Below are 21,611 nucleotides of genomic sequence, written 5' to 3'. Positions count from 1 at the left end.
AGGGCGGGGTCCTCGCCGGCCGTCGGCGTTCGTGCGCTCAGTCCCGGCGGGCGAGGGCCCGGCGGAGGCCGTACGCGGCGGCGCCGAGGGCGAGCACCGTGGCGCCCCACAGGACGGAGGTCGCCGGAAGGGCGAACGCGAGGGCCAGGCAGCCGGCCGTACCGACGATGGGGACGGCCCGCGGCGGGCGCCCCTCGGCGCGGGTGAGGGTCCAGGCGGAGGCGTTGGCGACCGCGTAGTAGGCGAGCACGCCGAAGGAGGAGAAGCCGATCGCGCCGCGCACGTCACCGACGGCCGCGACCGCGGCGACCACCGCGCCGACGGCCAGTTCGGCGCGGTGCGGGACGCCGAAGCGGGGGTGGACGGCGGCGAGCGAGTGCGGCAGGTGCCGGTCGCGGGCCATCGCGAGGGTGGTCCGGGAGACGCCCAGGATCAGCGCGAGCAGCGAGCCGAGGGCGGCCACCGCGGCACCGGCGCGCACCACCGGGACGAGGCCGGCCGCCCCGGCGGCCCGGACGGCGTCGGCGAGCGGAGCCCCGGCGTGGGCGAGGCGTTCGGGGCCGAGGACGGCCAGGGCGGCGAGCGCGACGGCCGTGTAGACGACCAGGGCGATGCCGAGCGCGAGCGGGATCGCCCGGGGGATCGTCCGCCGCGGGTCGCGGACCTCCTCGCCGAGGGTGGCGATCCGGGCGTAGCCGGCGAAGGCGAAGAACAGCAGCCCGGCGGCCTGCAGCACGCCGTGCGGGCCGGCGTCGGTGCCGACCGCCCAGCGGCCGGTGTCGGCGTCGCCGCTGGTCAGACAGGTGACGACCACGGCGGCGAGCACGGCCAGCACGACGGCGACGATCGCCCTGGTCAGCCAGGCGGCCTTCTGTACGCCGGCGTAGTTCACCGCCGTCAGCGCCACGACGGCGGCGACCGCGACGGCGTGGGCCTGAGCCGGCCAGAGGTAGGAGCCGACGGTGAGCGCCATCGCCGCGCAGGAGGCGGTCTTGCCGACGACGAAGCCCCACCCGGCGAGGTAGCCCCAGAAGGCGCCGAGCCGTTCCCGGCCGTAGACGTAGGTGCCGCCGGACTGCGGGTAGCGGGCGGCGAGCCGGGCGGAGGAGGTCGCGTTGCAGTACGCCACCACGCCGGCCAGCGCCAGCCCTGGCAGCAGCCCGGACCCGGCGGCGGCCGCCGCCGGCGCCATCGCGGCGAACACGCCCGCACCGACCATCGAGCCCAGCCCGATCACCACGGCGTCGAACACGCCCAGGTGCCGCCGCAGCTCCCCCGGAGCCGTACTCGTCACTGCAGCCCCAGGATCCGCAGCGCCGCCTCGCGCATCTCGACCTTGCGGATCTTCCCGGTGACCGTCATCGGGAACTCCTCGACCACGTGCACGTAACGCGGGATCTTGAAGTGGGCGAGCCGGCCCGCGCAGTACTCCCGGACGGCCTCGGCGGTCAGTGGCGCGGCGCCCGCCCGCATCCGCACCCAGGCCATCAGCTCCTCCCCGTACTTGGCGTCGGGGACGCCGATGACCTGGACGTCGAGGATGTCCGGGTGGGCGTGCAGGAACTCCTCGATCTCGCGCGGGTAGAGGTTCTCCCCGCCGCGGATGACCATGTCCTTGATCCGGCCCGTGACGGCGAGGTACCCGTCCTCGTCCATCACCGCGAGGTCCCCGGTGTGCATCCAGCGGGCGTTGTCCACGGCTTCGGCGGTGCGCTCGGGGTCGTTCCAGTACCCGAGCATCACGGAGTAGCCGCGGGTGCACAGCTCGCCCGGTTCGCCGCGCGGCACGGTGCGGCCGGTGGCCGGGTCGACGACCTTGACCTCCAGGTGCGGGCCGACCCGGCCGACGGTGGAGACCCGGCGCTCGACCGGGTCGTCCACCCGGGTCTGGGTGGAGACCGGCGAGGTCTCGGTCATGCCGTAGCAGATGGAGACCTCGGCCATGCCCATCCGCTCGATGACCTCCTTCATCACCTCGCTCGGGCAGGGCGAACCGGCCATGATGCCGGTGCGCAGGCTGCCGAGGTCGTGGCGCTCGAAGTCGGGGTCGGCGAGTTCGGCGATGAACATGGTCGGCACGCCGTACAGCGAGGTGCAGCGTTCGGCGGCGACGGCGGCCAGGGTGGCACCGGGGTCGAAGGACGGGGCGGGGATGACCGCGCAGGCGCCGTGGGAGGTGGCGGCGAGATTGCCCATCACCATGCCGAAGCAGTGGTAGAACGGCACCGGGATGCAGATCCGGTCCTGCTCGGTGTAGTTGAGCAGCTCGCCGACGAAGTACCCGTTGTTGAGGATGTTGTGGTGCGACAGGGTCGCGCCCTTGGGGAAACCGGTGGTCCCCGAGGTGTACTGGATGTTGATCGGGTCGTCGGGCGCCAACTCGCCCTGGCGCCGGGCGAATTCCGCGCGCAGCGCCTGGTCGGCACGACGGCCGGCCGCCAGCGCCTCCTCCCAGGCGGGGCTGCCGGTGAGCAGGACGCGCTCCAACTCTGGGCAGCGCGGCCGGACTTCCTCGATCATCGCGGCGTAGTCGGAGGTCTTGAAGCGTTCCGCGGCGACCAGCAGCCGGATCCCGGCCTGGTTCAGCACGTACTCCAGCTCGTGGGCGCGGTAGGCCGGGTTGACGGTGACCAGGATCGCGCCGAGCTTGGCGGTGGCGTACTGGGTGAGGGTCCACTCGGCGCAGTTCGGCGCCCAGATGCCGACCCGGTCGCCCTTGGCGATGCCGAGCTCCAGCAGGCCCAGGGCCAGGGCGTCGACGTCGGCGGCGAGCTCGGCGTACGTCCAGCGGCGGGCGGTGGGACGGTCGACCAGGGCGTCACGGTCGGGGAAGGTGCGGACCGCGCGGTCCAGGTTCTCCCCGATGGTGTCACCGAGCAGCGGGACGCCGGAGGCGCCGGAGGCGTAGCTGCGCGGGGTCGGCGTGGTCGGCACGTTCTGACTCCTGGGTACGGCGGTGCGGGTCGGGGACCATGGTCCCGGTCCCGCGGCCGTACCGCCACCCCCGAACGGGGGTACCGGGGCCAGGCACGAGCACGACACCGGGGCCGCCCGTCGTCTCCGACGGACGGCCCCGGCGCTGGGGTCAGGCGTTGATGCAGGTGTTGCCGAAGGCCGGGTTCAGGATCGAGATGATGCCGATCGAGTTGCCGCAGACGTTGAGCTCGGCGTTGATCGGGATCTGGATCAGGTTGCCGGACAGGACACCCGGCGAGCCGGCGGCAACACCGTTGGCGGTGGCACTGCCGGCGGCGGCGGTACCGGCACCGGCAACGACGCACACCGCGGCGACGGCCGTGGCGGCGAGGTAGGTGCGAATACGCATTTGCGTCACTCCTTGAGAGGGTGGCGGAACTCCGTGTGACGATCACACTCGCACCGATCGAAACCGACCGCAGGCCGGGAGCGTCCGAATTGGTCACTCAGAGGGCGTGTCGCTCTCCCGTCCCGCCGCCGCGACCCCGCCGGAACCGGCCACGCTGAGTGATTCCAGCAGCTCACGCGCCTGGTTCAGGCCCGGCTCGGCCTCCAGCGCCCCGCGCAACCGACACCGCGCGGCGGCCGCGTCCCCGGCCTCCAGGGCGTCCAGCGCCCGGTTGTAGTCGATCCGAGCGGCGTAACGCAGCCGGAACAGCACCGACAGGTCCTCCCGGCAGGAGGGGCAGCACAGGCTCTGGCGGTCCGCCGCGACCCGGCACAGCGGGCAGGAGACCTCCGGCTCGGTCAGGGTGCTCATCGCGGCCCCGCCTCCTCCGGGCGCACCGGGCCGAGCGACTCCGCGGTCGGCTCGCTGCCGAGCTCCCGCTGCGCCTGCGCGTACAGCGCCAGCAGGTTCGACATGTGCCTGTTGACCTCCTCCATGTTGGGCGCCTCCACGGCGGCGTCCAGGCCGCGCAGCTCGGCCATGATCAGCTGCGCCAGGGCGGGCGAGACCATGTTCTGGGTCACGTACACGTTGCACATGGTCAGCATCCGCATGGTGTGCCCGAGCGAGTCGCAGAGCTCGTCCGCCCGCTGGGCGGCGCGCATCGCGCCCTCCCAGTCGGCCGCCTCGCGGCGCAGCCGCAGCTCGGCGGAGACCGAGCGGAGCCGGTCCAGGTCGCTCGGGTCCAGGTGCTTCTCGCAGTAGTGGATGAACAGGCTCAGGTACGCCTCCGAGCCGCGCACCCAGCGCTGAGCCTTGAGCTGCAGCTGGGCCCGCTCCAGCGCCTCGTCCACCGACCGGCCGCGGGTCTGGCCGGCCGCCAGGTCGTCCAGGGTGTCCATCAGGCGCTGGGCCTCGCGCATCTCGGCCTCGGTCAGCTCGCCGCCCCAGCGGTCGGTGAAGGACTCGATCTGTCGCTGCTGCTCCTCCACCTGGACCTTCAGCTCGGGGTCGAGGGTGACCCGCTCCAGCTTGACGGTCTTCTCGGCGCCGCCCTGGATCCGTACGGACAGGGTGATGGTGCGGTCGCGGTCGAGGCCGAAGGAGACCTCCACCGGGGTGCGGCCGCCCAGGCCCTCGGGCAGGCGCAGGGTGAGGTGGCCGATGAGCTCGTTCTGCTGGGCGATCTCGTGCTCTCCCTCGTAGACCGCGATCTCCAGGCGCTGGCGGCCGCTGCCGGAGACCACGAACTCCCGGCTCACCGGCGAACTCGTCGGGTAGCTGGTGTTCTTGGGGATGATGACGGCGAGGCGGCCGTCGTTGAGCTCGATGCCGAGGTTCTTCGGGGTGATGTCGAAGGGGTTGGTGACCTGCATCAGCTCGCCGCAGCCGGTGCAGACCTCGGTGCCGGGCGGGTTGACCACCGCGCAGGAACCGCAGCGCAGACCGACGTCCTCGGCGGCCGTCGAGGACACCCTGGTCCCGCCCGGGGCGGCCGAGTTGAGCGGTTCGCCGCAGAGTTCGCAGGCGGTGACGCCGGGGGCGGCCGGGGTGCCGCAGCGCGGGCAGTTGTCGCTGCGGACCACGGTGGTGGCCTGCGCCTGCTTCGGGACGGTCGGCCCGGAGCCGCCCGAACCGTCCATGGACTGACCGCACTTGGGGCAGTCGGCGGCCTCGGAGTCCACCGGGATGTGGCAGGTCGGGCAGGGGACGCGGTCCCCGCCCAGCAGGGTGGTCGCGCAGTTGGCGCAGTTGGAGGCGGACAGGTCGCCGGGGGCCCGGCACTCGGGGCACTCCACCTCGCCGACCAGCGCGGACTGCACGGCCGCGCCGAGCGCCACGCACTGCATCGGGTTGACCCCGCGCCGGATCCGACGCGGGCCGAACACCTCGCCGAGCCGCCGGGCGACCAGCGGGATCGCGGTGGAGCCGCCGACCAGCACCACCTCGTCGATGTCCCCGACGGTCAGGTTGGCCTGCATGATGGCCTTGTGGGTCAGCTCGATGGTGCGCTCGATCCGGGCCTCGATCAGGTCCTCGAAGCGGGCGCGCTCGAACTCCGTCTCCAGCACCAGCTGTCCGGCGCCCAGGCCGGGCAGGATCACCTCGGAGGCCTCCTGGTTGGAGAGCTCGATCTTGATGGTCTCGGCGGTGGAGGCGATCTTCGGGCGGTCGCGCAGGTCGGGCTGGTAGTCCGAGCCGTACTCCTCGCGGATGTCCTCCAGCAGCGCGGTGGTGATCGCCCGGTCGAAGTCGTCGCCGCCGAGCAGGTTGTCGCCCTCGATGCCGAGCACCGACACCGAACCGGGCACCAGCAGCAGGATGGAGATGTCGAAGGTGCCGCCGCCGAGGTCGTAGACCAGGACGGTGCGGCCCTCGTCGCCCGCCTCGGAGGTGATCCCGTACGCGAGCGCGGCGGCGGTCGGCTCGTTGATGATCCGCAGCACGTGCAGGCCGGCCATCCGGCCCGCCTCCTGGGTCGCCGCGACCTGCCGCTCGCCGAAGTAGGCGGGCACGGTGATCACGGCCCGGTGGAAGGGCTCGCCGAAGCGCTGCTCGGCGTCCTCCTTGAGCCGGTGCAGGATGATCGCGGAGATCTCGATCGGCGTGTAGGAGCGGCCGTTGAACCAGACGTTGACGTCGCCGTCGGTGCCCGCGGTGACCTTGTAGTCGACCTCCTTGAGGGCTGCCTGGACCTGCGGGTCCTTGAACTTGCGGCCCATGAAGCGCTTCACCGAGCGGATCACGTTGGCGCCGTCGATGGCGATCCGGCTGCGCGCGGTGGAGCCCACCAGCAGCTCGCCCTTGCGGCCGCTGCCGACCACGGAGGGCGTGGCCTCCTGGTTCTGCCGGTTGAAGATGATCTCCGGCTCGCCCCGGCGCAGGTGGGCGACCACGGAGTTGGTGGTGCCCAGGTCGATGCCGAGTGTGCGGTACATGTCGTTCCCCTCTTGCCCCTCGTGGTCCTGGCTACTTCTTGCGCTTGGCCCGCTTGCCCGCGGCGCCCTTGCGGCGGGCCCGGGGCGGGGCCGCCTTGGGCCGGGCGCGGGTGACCGGCGCGGCGGCTTCGGCTTCCGCTTCGGCGTCGGCTTCGGGCTCGGGCGTCGGTTCCGGCGTCGCTTCGGGCGTCGACGCGGGCGCCTCGGCCGCGGGCAGCTCCCACGGCTTCTCCGACTCCGGTGCGGCGACGACCACTTGGGCCCGGCGCAGCACCTCGTCCTCCCAGAAGAACCCGGTGAGCACCGTCCGCACCACCGTCTCCGGGGCCACCCCGGGCCGGGCCTCCGTCCCGACGATCTCGGTGAGGTCCGGGTCCGCCGTCATGCCCTCCAGCCGCATCGGGCGGACCTTGGCCTTGGCGAGCTGCCCGAGCAGCCGCCGCCGGGTGGCCTCGATCCCGGCCCCCCGCCCGAGCGCCACCAGCTCGCCGTCCAGCCCGAGGGCGGCGAGCGCGTCGTCCACCTCGACCAGGATGCCCAGCAGTTCGCGCTGCTCGGCCCGGGCGGCCTGCCGCTGCTCGGTCAACTTGCTGCCCAGCAGCGAGGCCCGGAAGAGCAGCTGCCCGAACTTCCGCTCCAGATCGACCTCTTCGACACCCGGCGGGATCTCCAGCCGCCGGTGGCCGTCGAGCAGGGGTGCGGCCGGTTCGGTGGGCGCGGTCGGCGCGGTCGGTGCGTCGGTCATTCGGGAACCTCGATCTGCGGCAGGACGGACAGGTCGGCCGCGTAGCGGGCGTGGACGGGCGGTTCGGGGTCGGCGCCGGACGGGGCCGGATCGGCGTAGTCGGCGGCGAGTTCGGCGCGGTGCAGGGCCGGCAGGGCGGAGGCGGGCGGCAGTGGCGGGCGCTCGATCACCAGCAGCGGTTCGGCGAGGGCGGGGGCGAGCAGGTCGGCGGCCTGGTCGACCGGCTCCGGCGGGAGGGGCTGTTGGAGGTCGGCCTCCAGCCGCCGGTCCGGGTTGCGCAGCAGTGCGGCGGCCTCCTGGACCTGCTGGCGGGTGTAGCGGCCCGCCCTCGTCGCCGTTCCGACGGCGAGGTTGATCTCGCGCACACCGGCCGTGAGCGGGATGCCCAGGACCTCGTACGGCGACGGTTCGTGCAGTGGCATGGCGGGCGGCCCCTCTCCTCACGGCGACTGGAACGGCGGTACTGCGGTATGGCGGTGCGGCTGAGCGGCGCGGCGATGACAGGTCCTACGGCTGAAGGACGATGCCGACTGCCGTGCGGTTGCCGTCAGTAGAGCCCGTTGATACGCCGCTGCATGGCGCGCAGCTCGGCGTCCTCCGGGCTGTGCTCGACGGCCTGGCGGGCCAGCTCGCGGGCCTCCCGCAGTCGGCGGGCGTTGGCGCTCTGGACGGCGTACGAGCCGTAGACGATGCCGAGTTCGCGGTGCAGCTTGGCGACGTCCTCCGGTGTGCGGGAGAGGCCGAGCGCCTCCTCCAGCAGTCGGATCGCCTGCACGTAGCTGCGGGCCTCGTAGTGGCCGATGGCCTCGCCGCGCCAGACGCTGACCATCAGTCGGCGGATGTCGTCGGAGTCGTCGTAGGACTTGGCCTTCTGCAGCAGGGCGGCCTGGGTGGTGAACGGCTTGTCCTGCAGGGCGTCCACGACGTGGTTGGCGAGCATCACCGCGACCCGGCGCGGGGCCTCGCGGCGGGCGTCGCCCTCCCATTCCGGGTCGGCGTCCAGGGCTTCGGCCATCCGCTCCACGGCGCGGACGCGGTCGTCGGCGAAGGCGGCGGAGCGGGCGAGGTGGCGCAGGACGAAGGCGAGGCCGAGCCTGTTGTCGGGGTCGGGTTTGAGCGCGATCAGGGCCCGCCAGGCGTCGGCGGCCTCTTCCAGTTCGGCGTCGGTGGCTTCGGGGTGGCTGAGCTGTCCGGCCCGGTTGCCGAGGGCGGCTTCGAGGAAGTGCCGGGCGGTCGGGTCGCCGGGGACGAGGTCGAGGCTCTTCTGCAGCAGGTCGAGGGCCCGGGTGTAGTCCTTGTCCTCGTTGTTGATCTTGCGGGCCCACTGGGCGTAGGTGGCGCCGAGGTCGCCCCGGACCTCGGGGTCGTCGGGGGCCAACGCCAGGGCCTTCTCCAGGAGTTCGGCCGCTCCGGGCTGGTCGTCCAGGCTGTTCTTGAGCAGGGCGCGCGCTGCCCGGACGCCGGACTCGGCGGCGATGGCGGCGGCGTCGGCGGGCAGCACGGCGCCGGGGACGGCCCGGGCGCGGGTGAGGCAGTCCAGGGCCTCGCGCCAGTCCTGGTTGCGGTGGTGCTCGCGGGCCTGGGCGACCAGGGAGTCGCGGAGCAGGGCCTGCCATGCCTCGCCGCGCTCGTTCTCGGCCACCGCGTCCAGGGCGGCGACGGCGGCGGCCTGACGGCCCTGGAGCTGCAGGTAGTACTGCGGGCCGAGGGCGCCGAAGAGGCTGAGGGCCCGGGTGAGCGGTGCTGCGCCGGGGCCGGGGGCGCTCTGCCGCCAGGGCCGTACGGCCCGGTCGAAGGCCTCGGCCCACCCGGTGGGGCCGGATTCGGCTGCGCCTGGCTCGGCCTGTCCGGACTCGGCCGCGCCGGGTCGGGCGCGGAGCAGCCGGTCGAGGGTGGGGCCGGCGGTCAGCCGGCGGGCGGGGCGGCCGGGAAGGGTGATCCGGACGTCCTCTTGGGCGAAGGCGTCGGCGCCGTGGGCCTCCATGCCGAGGCGCAGCGTCCAGGCGGTGATCTCGTCGCCACCGCGCCCGGCCGCCCGGTCGAGGGCGCGCAGGTCGTCGCGGAGGCGGTCGATCAGCCCGGCCCGGGCGGCGGCCAGCCGCTGCGGTTCGGCGGTGCGGCCGGTGGTCCGGGCGGTTTCGGCCCACAGCTCGGGCTGGTACAGGGCGGCGACGAGGCAGCCGAGCGTCCAGGCCCAGACCTCCTCGTCCGCCGTGCCGGGCCCGTCGGGTGCGCCTGCGGCGGCCGCGAGGCGGTAGCCCGCCAGGCCGAGGGCGTGCAGCAGCCGGGGGTGGGCCGGGTCCTGGCGCAGCAGTGTGCGGTAGGCCTCCCAGGCCTCGCGGTGGCGGCCGTCGAGGGCGTGCTGGTGGGCCTCGTGCTCGGCGAGCAGCACCAGGGCGCCGGCCGCCTGCGGGTGGTCCGGGGTGAGGGCGAGGGCCTGGCGCAGGTCGACGGCGGCCTGGCCGGGCCGGTCGGCGGCGAGGGCGGCGCCGGCCCGGCGGACCAGGACGGCGGCGCGCAGGGCGGTGGCGTCCGGCGGGAGGTCGGCCAGTGCCTCGTCGTGGCGGCCGAGTTCGGCGCGCAGCAGGGCGAGGTCGAGGCGGACGGGCGCGGCAGCGGTGCCGTCGCCGTCGCCGTCGCCGAGGACAGTGGCCCAGGCGGCGAGGACGGGCTCGGCCTGGTCGGGGGTGCCCGCGCGGCGGGCGCAGTCCAGGACGGCGCGCAGCGCGGGGCCGGCGCAGCGGATGCAGCGGGGTGAGGCGGTGCCTTCGGGGGCGTACAGGTGGTCGGTGCAGGCCTCGCGGCCGCAGCCGCCGCAGGCGCCGGTGGCGGGGCGGTCGCAGCCGGTGCAGTCGCCGAAGGCGGGCGGGGCGTCGTCCCGGGGGGCCGTACCGGCGGACAGGAAGTGTCGGTACCAGTCCAGGGCGACGGCCCAGTTGCCGGCCCGTTCGGCGAGCAGGGCGCGCAGTCGGGCGGTCGCCGGGTCGCCGGCCGGGTCGGGCGGGCCGAGCAGGGCGATCGTCTGGGCCGGGCGGCCGGCCAGCAGGGCGACGGCGGCCAGGTGGTAGCGGTCGCGCAGGCCGCCGGTGGCATCCAGCAGGGTGCTGACGGGTTCGGTCGTACCGTCGGCCAGGGCCAGGGCTGCGCGCAGCCGGGCCTGACGGTGGGTGAGGGCGCCGGGCAGGGTGTCGGCGAGGGCGAGCGCGGCGGTGGCGCCGTGGCGCTGCTCGGGGCGGTCGCGGCCGGTGACCAGCAGGTGGGCGGCCTCGCGCAGGGCGGCCTCGCGCAGCGCGGCGCGGTAGCCGGGGGCGGCCGGGTGTTCGGCGGCGGCCTGCTGCCAGAGTTCGCGGGCGGCGGCGGGGTCGGTGGCCAGGCGGGTGCGGGCGAGCCGGTCGCGGGCCAGGGCCCGGCGTTCGCGCAGGTCGGCGTCGTCCAGCGGCTCCCAGCGGGCGAGGGCGCCGGCCGGGTCGTCGGTGCGGGCCAGGGCGAGGCCGTGGTGGAAGGCGGCGATCGTGGTCCAGCGGGTGCCCGGTTCGGTGTCGGCTTCGGCGCGCAGGACCGGCTCGGCCTCGGCGGGCCGGCCGGCGGCGAGCAGGGCGGCGCCGAGCCGGATGCGGGCGGGGCGCCAGTGGGGGGCCTGGTCGAGGCCGGTGCGGTAGTCGGCGGCGGCCTCGGCGGGGCGGTCGGCGCGCTCGTGCACCAGGGCGAGGCCGAACCGGGCCGGGGCGAAGGAGGGTTGGACGGTCAGGGCGGCGGTGAACTGGTCCCGGGCCTGGTCGTCGGCGCCGAGCAGCAGGGCGAGCCGGCCGAGGGCGTAGCGGGGGCGGGGGTCGGTGGGGGTCTCCACGGCGGCGGCGGCGAGGTCGCCCCAGGCCGCCTCGGTGGCGCCGAGCCGCTGGCGGGCGAGGCCGCGGAAGAGCAGGGTGTCGGTGCGCAGCGCCGGGCCGCGGCCCCACGGGGAGGGTTCGCCGGGGCCGCGGCGCAGGGCCTCGTCGAAGGCGGTGACGGCGGGTTCGTCCCGGTGCAGGGTGTACAGCTGGGCGCCCCAGCGGAACCAGAGTTCGCCGCTGCCGCCGGGGGCGGTGGCGGCGAGCAGGGCCTCGGCTTCGGCGGCCCGGTCGGTGTCGCGCAGCAGGGCGGCGCGGGCGAGGACCGGCCAGTCGCGGCCGGGCAGGGCGGCGAGGGCGCGGGCGGTGGTCTCCTCGCGCTGCGCGGGGGTGCCTTCGCGGCAGCGGCGCTGCAGCCAGTCCAGGGTGCGGGCGGCGGTGTCGGCTTCCTCGCCGGGTTCGGCGCCGGCGGCGGTGGCCTGGAGGAAGGCGAGCGGTGCGGCGAGGGCGAGCGGGTCTGTGGGGGTGCGCGGTGCGGCGGGGTCGAGCGGTGTGGCGGGGTCGGGCGACGGCGCGAGGTCGCCGTCCGCGGTCCGTATCCGTTCCTCGGCGAGCTGGCGCAGGCTCCACCGGGGCAGTTGGCGGGCCGGGTCGGCGAGCAGCGGGAAGGCCTCGCGGTGCAGGGCGAGGGTGGCCTGCCGGTCGCCGGTGGGGATGGTGGCCTCGGCCTGGCCGAGCAGGGCCAGGCCGCGTTGCGGGCGCAGTTCCGCGGGCCCGGTGGCGAGTTGTCGGGCCAGTCGCGCGTAGCGGCGGCGGGCCTGGGCGGCCTTGCCGGCGGCAAGCCGTTCGGCGGCCGTGGCCAGGGCTTTCGCCACCGCCTCGGCGTCCGGGGAGGTTCTGCGGCGGACCAGTACGACGGTGGCCGCACCGGCCAGTGCCACCACGATCAGCAGCACCGCTAGTAGCGCCATGCACCGTCCCCCTGTGGTCGGATTCCGCCACTCCATGATCAAAAACCGTCGGGCAATCATGAGTTGACGTCGTGTCGTGATGTTGCTCGGGCGCCATCAGAATAGGCCCTCGCCCGGACAGACGAACAGGAAAGAGCACTATCCTGGGCGGCGCACCACCTGTCCATTCACCTGTCCAATCACCTGTCCGTGCACAAGGGCGTCAACAGCGGTCAGAACCGTCGGGGGTCGTGTGTCCGAGTCGCGTTGGGTGCCCGGGCTCCGGTTCGGGCCGGAGTTCGACCCCGAGCAGTACGAACTCCTGGAGTTCCACCACCGGGGCGGCGAGGCCGAGGTGTGGCGGGCGGTGCGCACCGGCCACAACGGGCGCAAGGAGCTGGTCGCCGCCAAGATCATGCTGGAGCGCGACCCGTCCGAGGTGCGGCGCTGGCTCGGCCGCTGGGACGACGTCTCGCACAACGCGCACCGACTGGGCGTCACCGACCTGGTCGTGCCCAGCTTCCTGCTCGGCCCCTCCCCGCACCGGCCCGGCACGGTGCCCTCCGGCGGGCTGCTGGGCTACCAGATCTCGCCCTGGGTCGAGGGCGTGCCGCTGCACACCTGGGCCCGCACCCAGCGCGGCGGGCCGCCGGCGGTGGCCGAGGTGCTGACCCGGCTCTGCCGGATCGTCGACGAGCTGCACCGCAAGCGCTGGGTGCACCGCGACATCTCCCCCGCCAACGTCCTGGTGGACGGCCAGGGGCAGGTCAAACTGATCGACCTGACCTTCCTCGCCCCGCTCGACCACACCCTGACCGTCGCGGTGTTCACCCCCGGACACGTACCGCCGGAGGCCGAGCAGGTCGGCGGGTTCCCCACTACCGCCAAGGACCTGTTCGCAGTCGGCACCCTCGCCCGCACCCTGCTGCTGCCCGACCACGGCCGGCTCGACCACCGGCTCGCCGCCGAACAGGCCCGCGCCGAACTCCTCGCGGCGGGCTACGGCGAGGAGTTGACGCGCTGGGCCTGCGAACCGCTGGCCCGCGACCCGGACCGCCGCCCCGCCCCGCTCGGCCCCTGGGTCGGCCGCGGCCGCGAACTGCTGCGCGCCCACCGGCCGGTGGCCCGCACCGCGGGCCTGACCGTGCTGCCCGACCGGGCCGGGCGCCCGCTGCTCGTCACCGGCGGCGCCGACGGCACCGCCCTGGCCGGCCCCGGCGGCACCGGCCGGCGCCTGCCCACCGGCCAGGGGCCTGGCGCCGTACGGGAGTTGACGGCCGGCTGGGCCGGGCGCCAGGACGAGCTGGTGGTCTGCGTCGAAGACCGCGGCGGCTCCCTCTGGGTCGGCACCGCGGGCGGTTGGTGGGAGGCGGCGCGCGGGGTCAGCGGCCTGGCGGGAGCGGTCAGCCCGGCCGGGGAGATGACGGTCTGGACGGCCGCCGGCGGGGCACTGCGCTCCTACCGCTGGGCGCCCGGCCTCACCCTCACCGGCCAGGAACTGCCCGGCTGCCCCGCCGACCGCGTCCTCGCGGCCGTCGAGGAACGCCCCGGCAGCTGGCTGCTCCTGGTCGAGCACCGCGAACGGGTGCTCAGCTGGCGGCCCGGCGCCACCGAACCGCCGCTCCCGCTCGGCCCGGCCGGCCCGCTGCGCGCCGGGGCCCTGGCCCGCACCTCCGCCGGACCGCAGGCCGCCACCCTGCGCCCGGACGGCTCCGTCCAGCTGCACACCCTCGGAACCGCCGGGCCCGGCACCGAGATCGGTGACGGCGAACCCTCCCTCGACATCGCCATGGTGGGCCACCGCGGCGGCCCGACCGTCGCCCTGGCCGGCGCGGGCGGCGTCCGGCTGCGGCTGCCGGCCGGCGGCGCCTCCCGCCGCCCGCGCTGGTGGCGCCCCACCCTGCGCCCGGCCACCCGGGTCGCGCTCGCGATGGGCGACGACTGGCGGCTCTGCCTGGCCGCGGTGGTGGAGGGCGAGCTGCAGGTCTGGCAGGAGGACGCGGCGTACCGCTGGCAGGCGGTGGAGCTGCCGGAGGAGGCGTGAGGCCTGGGGTTCGCTGCGGGGTTCACCTCGGGGGTTCGCTGCGGGGTTCACCTCGGGGGTTCACCGCGGGGTTCGCTGCGGGGTTCACCGCGGGGTTCGCGCCGGGGTTCGCACGGCACGGGCGGGGCGGGATCCTTTCGGCCGCCGAGCGAGTTGGTACCCCCGATCGGGCCCGCACGGGGCCCCGACGGAGGGGGCGTGAAGCCGGATGGAAAGCGGGACGGGACGCGGGACGGGACGCGGGAGGGCGCCGGACAACCCGGCGCAGCGGCAGGTCGAGGCGATCCTGGCTGAGGTCACCGGCTCCGGGGCGGAGCTCGGCGTACAGGTCGCCGCGTGGCTGGACGGCGAGTTGGTGGTGGACGCCTGGGCGGGCGTGGCCGATACCGCCTCGGGCTGCCCGATGGGGCCGGACACACTGGTCCCGGCCTGGTCCACCGGGAAGGGCGTGGCGGCCGCCCTGGTCGCGGTCCTGGTGGACCGGGGCGTGCTGGCGTACGAGGAACCGGTGGCCCGGTACTGGCCGGAGTTCGGCGCGGCCGGCAAGGAGCGGATCACGCTCGGGTAGGTGCTCTCCCACACGGCCGGACTGCCGCAGTTGCCGGCCGACATCACCCCCGAGCGACTGCTGGACCTCCCGGCCACGGCCGACTGGCTGGCCCGGCAGCAGCCGCTGTGGGAGCCCGGCAGCGCGGTCGGGTACCACGCCTGGACGTACGGGGTGCTGGTCGCCGAGATCCTGCGCCGCGCCACCGGCCGGAGCTGCGCGGAGCTGCTGCGGGAGGAGCTGGCCGGGCCGCTGGGGATCGCCGACGACCTGCTCTTCCACGTCCCCGAGCACCTGTCGGCGCGGGTGGCCACCTGCTACGACGGCGGCTGGGCGGCCCGGCTGGAGGGGATCCCGGCCGGGGCGCCGTTCTTCGTCTGCGCCCCGCCCGCCGTGCTCCCGGTGGCCGGGCTGGCCAACCGCGCCGACTTCCGGCGCACCGCGCTACCGGCCAACGGCGTGATGACCGCGCGTGCGGTGGCCCGGCTGTACGCGGCACTGGCCTGCGGCGGCGAGCCGGCGGGGGTGCAGTTGCTCTCCCCGGCGACCCTGAAGGCGGCGACCACCGGCCGGGCCGGCGGCGTGGACCGGATGCTGGGCATCCCCTGGACGATGGGCCTCGGCTTCGTGGTCGGGGACGACTCCGGGGCGCCGGTGCGCCCGGCGGACGGCTTCGGCACCAGCGGGTCGGGCGGCAGCACGGCCTTCGCCGACCCGACGCACCGGTTCTCCTTCGCGCTCGTCAAGAACCGGATGACCGTCGGCGGGCTCGACGCCCGGCTGGTCGGCGGGATCCGGACGGCGCTGGGCATCGCGGACGGCTGAGCGGGCGCTCTGCCGGCGGCGTCGCGGGCGGTCTCGCGTCAGGCCTCGCGTCCGGTCGGGGAGCGGCAGTCCGCCGGACACACCGCGGGCCCCGGCCACCGCTGGGTAGCGGTGGCCGGGGCCCTGGGGGCCTGCGATGGGGGGCCTGCGCCTGGGAGGCTCAGCGGAAGCGGCGCAACCGGAGGCTGTTGCCGACCACGAAGACCGAGGAGAAGGCCATCGCCGCTCCCGCGATCATCGGGTTGAGGAGGCCGGCGGCGGCCAGCGGCAGGGCGGCGACGTTGTAGCCGAAGGCCCAGAACAGGTTGCTCTTGATGGTGCCGAGGGTGCGGCGGGAGAGCCGGATGGCGTCCGCCGCGGCCAGCAGGTCGCCGCGGACCAGGGTGAGGTCACCGGCCTCGATGGCGGCGTCGGTGCCGGTGCCCATGGCCAGGCCCAGGTCGGCCTGGGCGAGCGCGGCCGCGTCGTTGACGCCGTCGCCGACCATCGCCACGACCCGGCCCTCGGCCTGCAGCCGCTTGACGGTGTCGACCTTGTCCTGCGGCATGACCTCGGCGATCACGTGCTCCGGCGCGATGCCGACCTCGGCCGCCACCGCCTCGGCGACCAGCCGGTTGTCCCCGGTCAACAGCACCGGGGTCAGGCCCAGTTCGCGCAGCCGGGCGATCGCCTCGGCGCTGGTCGGCTTGACCGCGTCGGCCACCTCCAGGACGGCCCGCGCCTCGCCGTCCCAGCCGACCGCGATCACCGTACGGCCGGCCGCCTCGGCGTTGAGCTTGATCTCGGCCAGGCCCTCCGACAGGTACTGCGACCACTGGTTCAGCAGCGCCTCCCGGCCGGCCACCACGGCGTGACCGTCGACCACGCCCTGGACGCCCAGGCCCGGGACGTTCTCGAAGCCCTCGACGGCGGGCAGTTCACCGGCCCTGGCGGCGGCGTCGGCGATCGCCCGGGCGATCGGGTGCTCGGAGGCGTGCTCCAGGGCGCCGGCCAGACGCAGCACCTCGGCCTCGGTGGTGCCGGCGGCGGTGTGGACGGCGAGCAGGGTCATCCGGCCGGTGGTGACGGTGCCGGTCTTGTCGAGCACGATGGTGTCGACCTTGCGGGTGGACTCCAGCACCTCCGGGCCCTTGATCAGGACGCCCAGCTGGGCGCCGCGGCCGGTGCCGACCATGAGGGCGGTCGGGGTGGCCAGGCCCAGGGCGCACGGGCAGGCGATGATCAGCACGGCCACGGCTGCCGTGAAGGCGGCGGTCCAGCCCTCGCCGGTGCCCAGCCAGTAGCCGAGGGTGGCCACCGCGAGGGTGATCACGATCGGGACGAAGACGGCGGAGATGCGGTCCGCGAGCCGCTGAGCGGCGGCCTTGCCGTTCTGCGCGTCCTCCACCAGCTTGGCCATCCGGGCGAGTTGGGTGTCGGCGCCGACCCGGGTGGCCTCGACCACCAGCCGTCCTCCCGCGTTGACGGTCGCACCGGTGACACTGTCGCCGACCCCGACCTCGACCGGGACGGACTCGCCGGTCAGCATCGAGGCGTCCACCGCCGAGGCGCCGTCGACCACCGTGCCGTCGGTGGCGATCTTCTCCCCGGGCCGGACCACGAAGCGGTCGCCGACGGCGAGTTCGGCGACCGGGATGCGCACCTCGGCCCCGCCGCGCAGCACCGTCACGTCCTTGGCGCCCAGCTCCAGCAGCGCCTTGAGCGCAGCACCGGCGGTGCGCTTGGAGCGGGCCTCGAAGTAGCGGCCGGCCAGGATGAAGGCAGTGACGCCGGCCGCCGCCTCCAGGTAGATGTTGGAGGCGCCGTCGCTGCGGGCGATGGTGAACTCGAAGCCGTGCCGCATGCCCGGCATCCCGGCGTCGCCGAAGAACAGTGCCCACAGCGACCACAGGAACGCGGCTCCCGTACCGAGCGAGACCAGGGTGTCCATCGTCGCGGCGCCGTGCCGGGCGTTGGTCCAGGCGGCCTTGTGGAACGGCCAGGCGGCGTAGGTGACGACCGGGGCGGCCAGGGTCAGGGACAGCCACTGCCAGTTGTCGAACTGCAGCGCGGGCACCATCGCCATCGCGATCACCGGCACGGCGAGCGCCAGCGCGGTGAACAGCCGCTGCCTCAGCGGGGCCAGTACGTCGGCCGGCTCGGCCGGCTCCTGGCCCTGCCCCCGGCCCTGCTCGGCCGGGGACCTGGGCACGGCGGCGGTGTAGCCGGTGGCCTCGACGGTGGCGATCAGGTCGGCGACCTCGACGCCGTCCTCGAAGGCGACCTTCGCCTTCTCGGTGGCGTAGTTGACGCTGGCGGTGACCCCGTCCATCCGGTTGAGCTTCTTCTCGATGCGGGCCGCGCACGAGGCGCACGTCATTCCGCCGATGGAGAGTTCCACCTCCGCGGAGGCGGGTGCCTGCGTAGTCATCGTTGCTCCTCGTGACGTTCCGGGGCCGGTACCGGGGTGGGGTATCGGGGGGTGTTGCCGGTGGTGCCGAGGTCCATTTATACCCCCGAGGGGTATCTGCAGCAAGCCCCTGACCGATACCCCAGGGTGGTATTTTCCCCGGCCCGATCGGGCTTGACCTGATACCCCCATGGGGTATTCACTCAAGGCATCCCGCCGACGCCGGAACCCGAGGAGGCACGCATGACCGGCTACCGCACCGAGAAGGACCAGCTCCTGCGCAGACTGCGCCGCGTCGAGGGCCAGATCCGCGGCCTCCAGCGCATGGTCGACACCGACACCTACTGCATCGACGTCCTCACCCAGGTCTCGGCCGCCACCAAGGCCCTCCAGTCCGTCGCCCTGCACCTGCTCGACGGCCACCTCGCGCACTGCGTCCAGGACGCCATCGCGGGCGGCGCCGGCAACGACGAGGCCGACACCAAGATCACCGAGGCCACCCAGGCCATCGCCCGGCTCATGCGCACCTGAGCCGGCATCCGTGACGCCCCCTTTACGCCCCGAGGAGCACCCCGCCATGAACACCGCGCTGCGCGTCACCGCCTTCACCGCCGGCCTCGCCGCCGCCTTCGGCCTCGCCCTCGGCGTCGGCCACGCCACCGGCACCGGCCCCTCCGCCGGGCCTGCCCCTGCCACCCACGCCACCGGCCACGCTGCGCACGCCGAACACTCCGAGGACGGCCCCGCCGCCGACCACCTCCCCGGCGGGCTGCAGGTCTCCGAACGCGGCTACACCCTCAGCCTGGACAGCCCCTTCGTCACCGCCGGCTCCCCCACCGACCTGCGGTTCCGCATCCTCGACACGGACGGCAAACCGGTCACCGCGTACCAGCAGCAGCACGAGAAGGAGCTGCACCTGATCGTCGCCCCGCGCGACCTGTCCACCTTCCAGCACCTGCACCCCACCCTCGCCGCCGACGGCACCTGGAGCGCCCCGACCGCCGTACCCGCCGCCGGCGAGTACCGGGTCTTCGCCGACTTCACCCCGGCCGGCGCCACCGAAGGCCTCACCCTCGGCGCCGACCTCCACGCCGCCGGCGACCTCCGCCCCGCGCCCCTACCGCAGACCGGCCGCACTGCCACCGTCGACGGCTACACCGTCACCCTCACCGGCGACCTCACCCCCGGCCGCAGCAGCCGACTCACCCTGAACGTCAGCCGGGACGGCAAGCCCGTCACCGACCTCCAGCCCTACCTGGGTGCGTACGGCCACCTGGTCGCACTGCGCGCCGGCGACCTCGCCTACCTCCACGTCCACCCGGACACCAGCACCCCCGGCCCCGAGATCGCCTTCACCACCACCGCCCCGAGCGCGGGCAGCTACCGCCTCTTCCTGGACTTCCAGCACGGGGACACCGTCCACACGGCGGCGTTCACCGTGACCACCGGGCAGGCGTAGCCGGAAGGTGCCGGGCGGTCCCTGCGGGGGTCCGCCCGGCACCTTCCGTTGTCCGTTCACGCGAGCGGGTTGCGGGCGGCGGCCTGCCGGAGCACGGTGCGAAGGAGGGCTTCGGCGTTGCCCGGGGTGGCCGCCCAGCGCTGCATCTCGGTGTGGGCGGCATGGCGGCGGGGGCTGATGGCGCGGATCGGGCGGGAGAACTGGGCCTTGAGGCACCACCACATCTCGATCCGCGTCCAGCTGAGTCGCCGCCCGGTCACGCGGGCGCCGCCGCACACAGGTAGATCGGATGGATCGATTCGATGCCGATGTAGGCGATCGCGCACACCACGCCGAACTCGACCAACCGGTGGGCGATCCGGGCGGCAGAGGCCTCGCCGAAGAGGTCGGCGAGGTAGGCGGACTGATCGTCGTCCAGCGGGAGCCGGGCGAGGCTGGCACGGATGGCAGCCAGGGCGTCGGAGAGCTCGGTGAAGGTGGCGACCTCGGTGACGCCCTTGATCTCCACGGTGACAGGGAACGGGAGTTCGGGGAGTTCGACGTTCACTCCGTACCCCCGTCGATCAGCGCCCACATCACCTTGCCGATGCCACCCACCCGCGGGCAGCAGCCCCAGCCGGCAGCGAGCTGGGAGACGAACCAGAGCCCCCGCCCCGTCTCGTCCTCCTCGGAGACGGGACGCGGCACCGAGGGTCGGTTGGAGTCCGCGTCGTGCACCTCGATGCGGAGGGCGTCCGGGCGTAACTCGAACTGGACTCGAAGGACCCCAACGGCCCCGCGCTCGTCTTCCCCACCGACGCGTGGACGGCCTTCGTCGCCGCCATCAAGGCCGGCGAACTCCCCACCGCCTGAACCATCGTGTGCGCGAGAAGTCGGCCCGGCCGACTTCTCGCGCACACTTCTCCACTTCGAGCGACTAATCAAAATCCGCTTCGAACCGGGCCAGGGCAGTCCAGTCCAGCGATCGCACGATCTCGGCCAACCGGCCGAAGGGGTCATCGCCGGCCCGCTGGAACCACACCACGGACAGTTCGCTGTGACCGGGGTCGGTCACCCCGTCGGGGCACCAGGGCGCGCTCAGCCGGGCGTGCACCCTGATCCGTGGCAGCCAGGTGTCCACCCGCGCCGCGGCGTCGGCCCGGATGCCGTCCAGGTCGTGCACGTACATGCCCGGCGTCTTTGCGAGCTGCTTCTCCAACTGCATGACCCTGAACCGGCGGTGCAGGTACGGCGTGCCCTCGATCATCCCTTCGAGGTCGTCCGACATGTTCAGCCCGCGCAACTCGGCGTGCATCTCGCCCACCTGAAACGTACGCAACTCAAGATTCCCGGTCACGACCTCAGCCTAGGCCGTGCGTCAAACGTGGATCCTGACGCGTGAATCAGTGGGCGACACTGGAGGGGCTGTGACCACGCTCGAACTTGAGCAGAGGGCGGACGGGCCGGACGAGGCATCACCCCACCCGGCCCGTCCGCGCTTTCAGCACGGTCGCAACAGACCCTGGTCGGCTCGGTCAGGCGGTCAGCGCAGCAAGCTCCGCGTTGGCTCGCTCGGTGACCAGGGCGAGGACGCGGCCGGAGGCGGCCAGGTCCTCGGCGGGTATCCCGCCCCAGATGCGTGCGGTGATCGGGGCGGTCTCCGCGCCGACGGCGGCGATCAGCTCGCGCCCGGCGTCCGTGGGACGAAGGTGCGCGCCGTCCGCGACGAGCAGCTGCTTGGCCAGCAGTTCGTCGAGAGTGGCGTGGATGTCGGCCGGATCGGCCTTGAGGGAGCCCCGGACCTGGGTAACGAGATCGTCCGGCGTCTGCGGGGCATCGACGGTGATCGCGGCGCGCAGCGCGATCTGCTGCGGGAACGTGATGCCGTGCCGGGTCAGAACGTGCTCCAGGACACCGCGGGCGGCGTAGTGGGCCAGGCCGAGGGCGCGGCCGTCGGCGACGGATGCGGTGGTGAAGTCGGTGGTGGTCATGATGTTGTCCCCTGAGTGGTCTCGTCGTTCGGTACGGATGGTGCGAGAGGCGCGTCGAGCAGAGTCGTCAGCTCGTCGGTGAACGCGCGCGTCCGTGGGGCGTCGAGGCCGCCGAGCGGTTCCAGCAACTGCTGGAGCAGGTCCTGCACCACCGCGATGGCCCGCCGCGTGACGGCCTGGCCCTGCTCGGTGAGGGCGAGCTGTACGGCGCGCGGGTCGCGGGGATCGCGGGCACGCTCGATCAGGCCGGCCGACTCCAAGGTGCGCGCCAGCTTCGAGACGTACAGCGCCTCCAGGCCGGTGCGGTCGGCGAGTTGGCGCTGACTGGGCCGCTCGCCGGCGCGCTGCATGCCGTACAGCGACGCGACCAGTGCGTACTGCGCGTGCGTGAGGCCCAGCGGAGCCACCGCGCGATCGACTGCGACGCGCCACTTGTTGGCGAGCCGCCATACCAGGAAGCCGGGCGTGGGACCCAGTGAACCCTTGCTCATGTCGAATAGAGTACATGGATGCTATGTCCATGGCTACTATTTTCTGGCGGACGCGACGGCA

Annotated in this window: 19 protein-coding genes and 1 pseudogene; 5 read left to right on the top strand and 15 right to left on the bottom strand. The window is 74.3% G+C overall.

Annotation, left to right across the window (positions count from 1 at the left end):
* Positions 1-37 precede the first annotated feature (37 nt).
* The 8 genes from BX285_RS17495 to BX285_RS17460 all read right to left on the bottom strand — a co-directional run bounded on the left by BX285_RS17495 (position 38) and on the right by BX285_RS17460 (position 11,846).
* Positions 38-1,294, bottom strand: a complete 1,257-nt coding sequence (locus tag BX285_RS17495; protein ID WP_218893120.1) for an APC family permease — start codon at positions 1,292-1,294, stop codon at positions 38-40.
* On the bottom strand, positions 1,291-2,934 hold the full coding sequence (locus BX285_RS17490; RefSeq protein ID WP_097238836.1) for an AMP-binding protein: 1,644 nt from the start codon (positions 2,932-2,934) through the stop codon (positions 1,291-1,293). The genes BX285_RS17495 and BX285_RS17490 overlap by 4 nt, the downstream gene beginning before the upstream one ends.
* 151 nt (positions 2,935-3,085) lie before the next feature.
* Positions 3,086-3,325, bottom strand: coding sequence for a chaplin (locus tag BX285_RS17485; protein WP_097238835.1), 240 nt, complete (start codon positions 3,323-3,325; stop codon positions 3,086-3,088).
* Between the two features lie 93 nt (positions 3,326-3,418).
* Positions 3,419-3,736, bottom strand: a complete 318-nt coding sequence (locus BX285_RS17480) for a hypothetical protein (protein ID WP_097238834.1) — start codon at positions 3,734-3,736, stop codon at positions 3,419-3,421.
* Positions 3,733-6,303, bottom strand: a complete 2,571-nt coding sequence (locus BX285_RS17475) for an Hsp70 family protein (RefSeq protein ID WP_097238833.1) — start codon at positions 6,301-6,303, stop codon at positions 3,733-3,735. The genes BX285_RS17480 and BX285_RS17475 overlap by 4 nt, the downstream gene beginning before the upstream one ends.
* A 31-nt stretch (positions 6,304-6,334) precedes the next feature.
* Positions 6,335-7,048, bottom strand: a complete 714-nt coding sequence (locus BX285_RS17470) for a nucleotide exchange factor GrpE (RefSeq protein ID WP_097238832.1) — start codon at positions 7,046-7,048, stop codon at positions 6,335-6,337.
* The gene (locus tag BX285_RS17465; RefSeq protein ID WP_097238831.1) at positions 7,045-7,470 is read right to left on the bottom strand and encodes a hypothetical protein; all 426 of its coding nucleotides are present in this window, start codon (positions 7,468-7,470) and stop codon (positions 7,045-7,047) included. Before BX285_RS17465 ends, BX285_RS17470 begins: the two co-directional genes overlap by 4 nt.
* Before the next feature lie 125 nt (positions 7,471-7,595).
* Positions 7,596-11,846: a hypothetical protein gene (locus BX285_RS17460; RefSeq protein WP_143685833.1), complete on the bottom strand. Its 4,251-nt coding sequence runs from the start codon at positions 11,844-11,846 to the stop codon at positions 7,596-7,598.
* Positions 11,847-12,078: 232 nt separating this feature from the next.
* Between BX285_RS17460 and BX285_RS17455 the strand changes: the two genes are divergently transcribed.
* Complete coding sequence (locus tag BX285_RS17455) at positions 12,079-13,869, top strand: protein kinase domain-containing protein (RefSeq protein WP_179852934.1); 1,791 nt, start codon at positions 12,079-12,081, stop codon at positions 13,867-13,869.
* A 208-nt stretch (positions 13,870-14,077) separates the two neighbouring features.
* A pseudogene (locus BX285_RS17445) lies at positions 14,078-15,241 on the top strand (serine hydrolase domain-containing protein).
* Between the two features lie 160 nt (positions 15,242-15,401).
* Here BX285_RS17445 and BX285_RS17440 read toward each other — a convergent pair.
* Positions 15,402-17,651 carry a cation-translocating P-type ATPase gene (locus BX285_RS17440; RefSeq protein ID WP_121175615.1) on the bottom strand — a complete coding sequence of 750 codons (2,250 nt, stop codon included), beginning with the start codon at positions 17,649-17,651 and terminating at the stop codon, positions 15,402-15,404.
* Positions 17,652-17,873: 222 nt separating this feature from the next.
* Between BX285_RS17440 and BX285_RS17435 the strand changes: the two genes are divergently transcribed.
* Positions 17,874-18,161: a metal-sensitive transcriptional regulator gene (locus BX285_RS17435; RefSeq protein ID WP_097238825.1), complete on the top strand. Its 288-nt coding sequence runs from the start codon at positions 17,874-17,876 to the stop codon at positions 18,159-18,161.
* Between the two features lie 46 nt (positions 18,162-18,207).
* Entirely contained in the window at positions 18,208-19,089 is an 882-nt protein-coding gene (locus BX285_RS17430; protein ID WP_121175614.1) for a hypothetical protein, read from the top strand.
* A 56-nt stretch (positions 19,090-19,145) separates the two neighbouring features.
* Here BX285_RS17430 and BX285_RS17425 read toward each other — a convergent pair whose 3' ends face one another.
* The 3 genes from BX285_RS17425 to BX285_RS36845 are packed head-to-tail and all read right to left on the bottom strand — an operon-like array spanning position 19,146 to position 19,776.
* Positions 19,146-19,349 (bottom strand): hypothetical protein, encoded by a 204-nt coding sequence (locus BX285_RS17425; RefSeq protein WP_147465180.1) that lies wholly within the window; start codon positions 19,347-19,349, stop codon positions 19,146-19,148.
* On the bottom strand, positions 19,346-19,636 hold the full coding sequence (locus BX285_RS17420) for a hypothetical protein (RefSeq protein ID WP_097238822.1): 291 nt from the start codon (positions 19,634-19,636) through the stop codon (positions 19,346-19,348). Before BX285_RS17420 ends, BX285_RS17425 begins: the two co-directional genes overlap by 4 nt.
* Positions 19,633-19,776: an ATP-binding protein gene (locus BX285_RS36845; RefSeq protein ID WP_147465179.1), complete on the bottom strand. Its 144-nt coding sequence runs from the start codon at positions 19,774-19,776 to the stop codon at positions 19,633-19,635. The genes BX285_RS17420 and BX285_RS36845 overlap by 4 nt, the downstream gene beginning before the upstream one ends.
* A gap of 63 nt (positions 19,777-19,839) precedes the next feature.
* Here BX285_RS36845 and BX285_RS17415 point away from each other — a divergent pair, with 63 nt between their 5' ends.
* Positions 19,840-19,941: a DUF397 domain-containing protein gene (locus BX285_RS17415; protein ID WP_121177598.1), complete on the top strand. Its 102-nt coding sequence runs from the start codon at positions 19,840-19,842 to the stop codon at positions 19,939-19,941.
* Between the two features lie 64 nt (positions 19,942-20,005).
* On the opposite strand, the gene BX285_RS17410 is transcribed toward BX285_RS17415, so the two are convergent.
* The 3 genes from BX285_RS17410 to BX285_RS17400 form a co-directional block, all read right to left on the bottom strand.
* A complete protein-coding gene (locus tag BX285_RS17410; protein WP_097238818.1) occupies positions 20,006-20,407 on the bottom strand; it encodes a hypothetical protein in 402 nt (133 codons plus the stop codon).
* A 196-nt stretch (positions 20,408-20,603) separates the two neighbouring features.
* Positions 20,604-21,059: a MarR family winged helix-turn-helix transcriptional regulator gene (locus tag BX285_RS17405; protein WP_121175611.1), complete on the bottom strand. Its 456-nt coding sequence runs from the start codon at positions 21,057-21,059 to the stop codon at positions 20,604-20,606.
* Entirely contained in the window at positions 21,056-21,550 is a 495-nt protein-coding gene (locus BX285_RS17400) for a MarR family winged helix-turn-helix transcriptional regulator (RefSeq protein WP_097238816.1), read from the bottom strand. The genes BX285_RS17405 and BX285_RS17400 overlap by 4 nt, the downstream gene beginning before the upstream one ends.
* Between the last annotated feature and the right edge of the window lie 61 nt (positions 21,551-21,611).

The organism is Streptomyces sp. 1114.5 (genome assembly GCF_003635085.1).
GTDB lineage: Bacteria > Actinomycetota > Actinomycetes > Streptomycetales > Streptomycetaceae > Kitasatospora.
This window is presented reverse-complemented; position numbering and strand designations above follow the sequence as displayed.

Coding starts and splice junctions, on each gene's coding strand:
- BX285_RS17485 (WP_097238835.1), bottom strand. CDS start 3,325: ATGCGTATTCGCACCTACCTCGCCGCCACGGCCGTCGCCGCGGTGTGC.
- BX285_RS17480 (WP_097238834.1), bottom strand. CDS start 3,736: ATGAGCACCCTGACCGAGCCGGAGGTCTCCTGCCCGCTGTGCCGGGTC.
- BX285_RS17475 (WP_097238833.1), bottom strand. CDS start 6,303: ATGTACCGCACACTCGGCATCGACCTGGGCACCACCAACTCCGTGGTC.
- BX285_RS17470 (WP_097238832.1), bottom strand. CDS start 7,048: ATGACCGACGCACCGACCGCGCCGACCGCGCCCACCGAACCGGCCGCA.
- BX285_RS17465 (WP_097238831.1), bottom strand. CDS start 7,470: ATGCCACTGCACGAACCGTCGCCGTACGAGGTCCTGGGCATCCCGCTC.
- BX285_RS17460 (WP_143685833.1), bottom strand. CDS start 11,846: ATGGCGCTACTAGCGGTGCTGCTGATCGTGGTGGCACTGGCCGGTGCG.
- BX285_RS17440 (WP_121175615.1), bottom strand. CDS start 17,651: ATGACTACGCAGGCACCCGCCTCCGCGGAGGTGGAACTCTCCATCGGC.
- BX285_RS17435 (WP_097238825.1), top strand. CDS start 17,874: ATGACCGGCTACCGCACCGAGAAGGACCAGCTCCTGCGCAGACTGCGC.
- BX285_RS17430 (WP_121175614.1), top strand. CDS start 18,208: ATGAACACCGCGCTGCGCGTCACCGCCTTCACCGCCGGCCTCGCCGCC.
- BX285_RS17405 (WP_121175611.1), bottom strand. CDS start 21,059: ATGACCACCACCGACTTCACCACCGCATCCGTCGCCGACGGCCGCGCC.
- BX285_RS17400 (WP_097238816.1), bottom strand. CDS start 21,550: ATGAGCAAGGGTTCACTGGGTCCCACGCCCGGCTTCCTGGTATGGCGG.